Below are 4770 nucleotides of genomic sequence, written 5' to 3' on the forward strand. Positions count from 1 at the left end.
GACCGGCCCCCCGGTTGGCGGGGCACCGGGCGGGCCGGTGCCGCCGACCTTCGGCTGAGGCGGCGTCACTCCCACTCGATGGTGCCCGGCGGCTTGCTGGTGACGTCCAGAACCACTCGGTTCACCTCGGCCACCTCGTTGGTGATCCGGGTGGAGATCCTGGCCACCACCTCGTAGGGCAGCCGGGACCAGTCGGCGGTCATCGCGTCCTCGCTGGAGACCGGGCGCAGCACCACGGGATGCCCGTAGCTGCGCCCGTCGCCCTGCACCCCGACGCTGCGTACGTCGGCCAGCAGCACCACGGGGAACTGCCAGACGCCCCGGTCCAGGCCGGCGGCGGTCAGCTCCTCACGGGCGATCAGGTCGGCCTGGCGCAGCAGGTCGAGCCGCTCCCGGTCGACCGCCCCGATGATCCGGATGGCCAGCCCGGGGCCCGGGAACGGGTGCCGCCAGACCATCGCCTCGGGCAGGCCCAGCTCCAGGCCCAGCGTGCGCACCTCGTCCTTGAACAGTGTGCGCAGCGGCTCGACCAGGGCGAACTTCAGGTCCTCCGGCAGGCCGCCGACGTTGTGGTGGCTCTTGATGTTGGCGGTGCCCGTGCCGCCGCCGGACTCCACCACGTCCGGGTAGAGGGTGCCCTGCACCAGGAACTCGACGTCGCCGTGCGCGGCGACCTCCCGGGCGGCGGCCTCGAAGACCCGGATGAACTCCCGGCCGATGATCTTCCGCTTCTGCTCCGGGTCGGTCACCCCGGCCAGCGCACCGAGGAAGCGGTCGGCCGCGTCGACCACCTTCAGTTTGATCCCCGTGGCGGCGACGTAGTCCTTCTCCACCTGCTCGGCCTCGCCCGCCCGCAGCAGGCCGTGGTCGACGAAGACGCAGGTGAGCTGGTCACCGACGGCCCGGTGCACGAGCGCGGCAGCGACCGCCGAGTCGACACCGCCGCTCAGGCCGCAGATGACCTCCTTGTCGCCGACCTGCTCGCGGATGCGGGCCACCTGCTCGTCGATGATGTTCTCGGGCGTCCAGGTCGGCTCGACGCCGGCGATGTCGTACAGGAACCGGGAGAGCATCTCCTGGCCGTGCGCGGTGTGCCCCACCTCCGGGTGGAACTGCACGCCGGCGCGGCGACCGGCCAGGTCCTCGAACGCGGCGACGGGGGCCCCGGCCGACTCGGCCGTGACCGCGAAGCCGGCGGGGGCCTCGGTCACGCAGTCGCCGTGGCTCATCCAGACCGGCAGGTCGGCCGGGAGCTCGCGCAGCAGCACCCCGGCCTCGGCGCGGGTGCGCAGCGGGGTGCCGCCGTACTCACGGTTGCCGGTGCGCGCGACCGTGCCGCCGAGGGCCTGGGCCATCGCCTGGAAGCCGTAGCAGATGCCGAAGACCGGCACGCCGGCCTCGAACATCCCCGCGTCGATTTGCGGGGCGTCGGGGGCGTAGACGCTGGCCGGACCGCCGGACAGGATGATCGCGGCCGGGTTCTTCGCCAGCATCTCGGCCACCGGCATCGAGTGCGGCACGATCTCCGAGTAGACCCTCGCCTCGCGCACCCGGCGCGCGATGAGCTGGGCGTACTGGGCTCCGAAGTCCACCACGAGGACGGGACGAGGCGTGCTCATGGGCAGGAAGCCTACCGACAGTCACCACCGCTCCGGCGCGGACCCCGTCCGCCCTTCCGCGGCGCGGCTTCGGCGCGCCGCGGCTTCGCGTGGTGAGAAGGGGACCCTTCTCTACCGTAGGCGTTAACAAGGGGCCCTTCCTTACGCGCGCAGCGCGGCGGGCGCGTGTGCCGGTACGGCCGGCCGCACCGGCACCACCGCCACCACCCGCCGGTACGGGGCCCCCAGCGGCGGCCGGGGATCCTCCTCGCCCCGGTTGGGCCAGAACGACATCGCCCGTTCCGCCTGGGCGGTGATGGTCAGCGACGGGTTCACCCCGAGGTTCGCCGACACGGCCGCCCCGTCCACCACGTGCAGCCCAGGGTGCCCGTAGACCCGGTGGTACGGGTCGATCACCCCGTCGGCCGGCGTGGCCCCGATCACCGCCCCGCCGAGGATGTGCGCCGTGATCGGGATGTCGAACGGGTCGGTGAGCGACCCGCCCGGCGTGCCGCCGATCTCCTCGGCGAGCAGCCGCGCGGCGGTGTTGCCGGCGGGGATCCACGTGGGGTTGGGCGCGCCGTGACCGGGGACGGACACCAGTCGCCGGCCGAACGGGCCGCGCCGCCAGCGGGTGGTCAGCGAGTTGTCGGCGGACTGCATGACCAGCGCGATGATGGTGCGCTGCGACCAGTCGCGAACGGAGAGCATCCGGGCGGCGAGGCGGGGCTGGGTGAGTAGGCTGACCAGCCAGCGGCGGGTCCGGTGCGGGCCGCCGTCGACCAGCAGCGACTGGAGCAGCCCCATCGCGTTGGAGCCGCGCCCGTAGCGGACCGGCTCGATGTGCGTCTGCGGGTCGGGGTGGAACGAGCTGGTGATCGCCACCCCCTCGGTGAAGTCGAGCCCCTCGGTGCGGGCCCGCCCGGGGGGCACGGACGCGCCGAGGATCGCCTCGGAGTTCGTCCGGGTCAGCTCGCCGAGGCGGTCGGAGAGGTGGGGCAGCGCGCCGGTGGCCTTCATCTCGTGCAGCAGCCGCTGGGTGCCGAGCGCCCCGGCCGCGAAGACCACCTGGTCGGCGTGCCACGCCTGGCGGCGGCTGCGCACCCAGGCGCCGGTACGGACGGTCTCCACCCGGTACCCGCCCCCGGCGGCGGGGCGCACGGCGGCGACGGTGGTCAGCGGGTGCACCTCGACGCCGAGCCGCTCGGCCAACCACAGATAGTTCTTGACCAGGGTGTTCTTCGCCCCCTGCCGACAGCCGGTCATGCACGCCCCGCAGTGCGTGCAGCCGGTGCGCTCCGGGCCGGCACCGCCGAAGTACGGGTCGGCGGCCGGCTCCCCCGGCCGGCCGATGTGCACCCCCACGGGGGTGGCGTGGAAGGTGTGCCCGACCCCCATCCGGTCGGCCACCGCCCGCATCGCCCGGTCCGCCGGGGTGTGCATCGGGTACGGGGTGACGCCGAGCATCCGTTTCGCCTGGTCGTAGTGCCGGGCCAGTTCGGCCCGCCAGTCGGTGACGTCCCGCCACTGGGGGTCGGCGTAGAACGCGTCGAGGGGCTCGTAGAGGGTGTTCGCGTAGACCAGCGAGCCGCCGCCAACGCCCGCGCCGGAGAGCACCAGCACCCCGCCGCCGGACTTGCGGTCGGCGGAGCGGAGCAGGGTGATCCGTTGCAGGCCGTAGCAGCCGAGTCTCGGGGCCCACAGGAATCGCCGCAGCCGCCACGAGGTCTCGGGGAACTCGTCGTCGGCGAAGCGCCGCCCGGCCTCCAGGACGCCGACGGAGTACCCCTTTTCGGCCAGCCGCAGCGCGGTGACGCTGCCGCCGAAGCCGGACCCGATGACGAGCACGTCGTACCGCATGGACGCATCATTACCGACGAGTAGCTCTCGTGCCAGAGCCGGTTTCCGCGGGATCATCCTCCCGCCGCCGGTGATCCGAAGCTCAGCAGCCGCAACCCGGCGCGGTCTCGGGAGCGTTGTAGGGGCGGGGGTGCAACATGGCTGGAGAGGCTGGAACCGGGCGTCGGCGGTGGCGGGTGGCGCTGGCCGTCGTCACGGCGGCCGTCGTGGTGGCAGGCGGGGCGACGGTGGCCGCCCGGCTGGTCGCCGACCGACAGAGCGAGCGCGGCGCCGGGCGGATCACCGCCGCGCCCACGCCGTCGCCGGCCGCGCCGAGCCCCACTGCGTCGCCGGGGGCCGACGTCACCGGGCCGCTGAACCTGCTGCTGGTCGGCGTGGACACCCGGGTCAGCGTGCCCGGCTGGGAGCCGCACGGCGACGCCGTGCTGGTGGCGCACGTGACGAGGGAGCTGGACCGGGCGTACCTCTTCTCGCTCCCCCGGGACCTGCTGGTCGACATCCCGGCGTACCCGAAAGCCGGGTACCGGGGCGGGAAGACCAAGCTCACCCACGCGATGAGCTACGGCAGCCGGGTGCCGGGCAAGCCGAAGCAGCCGAGCACCACCCAGGGGTACGAGTTGCTGCGCAGCACCGTCAGCGGGTACACCGGGTTGCGTTTCGACGCCGGCGCGGTGGTCACCTTCTCCGGCTTCGAGAAACTGGTGGACGCCGTCGGCGGGGTCGACCTCTACGTCGACCAGCGGACCGTCTCGCTGCACCGGCGGCCGGACGGCCGGCACCGCGACCCGGCGCCGAGCGGCGGCGGTTACGTCGGCCCGCAGATGGTCTACGCCAAGGGCGAGCGGCACCTCAACGGCTGGCAGGCGCTGGACTACGCCCGGCAGCGCTACGGCCTCGACGGCGGCGACTACGCCCGGCAGCGCCACCAGCAGCAGCTCATCCGGGCGCTGATGACGAAGATGCAGGCCGAGGGCCTGCCCCGGCAGCCGGACCGGGTCGAGCAGGTCGTCGGCGCGCTCGGCGACACCCTCGTCTACGCCGGCGGGCCGCGGATCGTCGACCTCGCGTACGCCCTCGGCGGGCTGCCCGCCGACCGGCTCGTCCTGGTCGGGCTGCCCGGTGAGGGGGTGGGCCGGGGCAGCGCCTACCGTGGCGAGCAGCTCAAGCCGGTCGGCCGGCAGTTCCTGACCGCGCTGGAGGAGGGTCGGGCCGAGCAGTACCTCGCCGACCACCCGGAGCTGGTGGTGAAGCGATAGGCAGCCGATATCAGCGGGCCGGCTCGGGGCGGGCGGGTCGCTGGGTGCCGTAGAGC

General features: G+C 73.9%; 3 protein-coding genes. 1 reads left to right on the forward strand and 2 read right to left on the reverse strand.

Annotated elements, in window-relative coordinates; translation table 11 throughout:
- Positions 1-65: 65 nt before the first annotated feature.
- The gene (gene guaA / locus E1258_RS29960; RefSeq protein ID WP_132407020.1) at positions 66-1619 is read right to left on the reverse strand and encodes a glutamine-hydrolyzing GMP synthase; all 1554 of its coding nucleotides are present in this window, start codon (positions 1617-1619) and stop codon (positions 66-68) included.
- 141 nt (positions 1620-1760) lie between these two features.
- Positions 1761-3458, reverse strand: coding sequence for an FAD-dependent oxidoreductase (locus tag E1258_RS29965; protein ID WP_132407022.1), 1698 nt, complete (start codon positions 3456-3458; stop codon positions 1761-1763).
- 137 nt (positions 3459-3595) lie between these two features.
- Between E1258_RS29965 and E1258_RS29970 the strand changes: the two genes are divergently transcribed.
- A complete protein-coding gene (locus E1258_RS29970; protein ID WP_132407024.1) occupies positions 3596-4714 on the forward strand; it encodes an LCP family protein in 1119 nt (372 codons plus the stop codon).
- The last annotated feature ends 56 nt before the right edge of the window (positions 4715-4770 follow it).

The organism is Micromonospora sp. KC207, from assembly GCF_004348615.1.
Lineage (GTDB): Bacteria > Actinomycetota > Actinomycetes > Mycobacteriales > Micromonosporaceae > Micromonospora.